General features: G+C 46.4%; 1 protein-coding gene. It reads left to right on the plus strand.

The features are described from left to right. On the plus strand, positions 1-610 hold a 610-nt coding region (locus SMIDD26_RS05165), incomplete at both ends, for a tetrahydrofolate dehydrogenase/cyclohydrolase catalytic domain-containing protein (RefSeq protein ID WP_061439319.1).

Below are 610 nucleotides of genomic sequence, written 5' to 3' on the forward strand. Positions count from 1 at the left end.
TTTCCGTAGTGAAGTAGTGCGAGTTCCAGAGACCATTACTCAAGAGGAATTGTTAGACTTGATTGCCAAATACAATCAAGATCCAGCTTGGCATGGGATTTTGGTCCAGTTGCCATTACCAAAACACATTGATGAAGAGGCGGTTCTATTGGCTATTGACCCAGAAAAGGATGTGGATGGTTTCCATCCTCTAAATATGGGACGCCTTTGGTCTGGTCATCCAGTTATGATTCCTTCGACACCGGCAGGAATTATGGAAATGTTCCATGAATATGGGATTGACTTGGAAGGTAAAAATGCGGTCGTCATCGGTCGTTCAAACATTGTTGGAAAACCCATGGCCCAGCTTCTTTTGGCCAAGAATGCAACAGTGACCTTGACTCACTCACGCACCCATAATCTCGCTAAGGTGGCTGCTAAAGCGGATATTCTTGTTGTAGCAATTGGTCGTGCCAAGTTTGTGACTGCTGACTTTGTGAAACCCGGTGCGGTAGTCATTGGCGTTGGGATGAATCGTGATGAAAATGGGAAGCTTTGTGGAGATGTGGATTATGAGACAGTTGCACCACTTGCTAGCCATATCACGCCAGTCCCTGGAGGTGTCGGTCCT

This window comes from Streptococcus mitis, from assembly GCF_001579035.1.
GTDB classification, from domain to species: Bacteria; Bacillota; Bacilli; order Lactobacillales; family Streptococcaceae; genus Streptococcus; species Streptococcus mitis_J.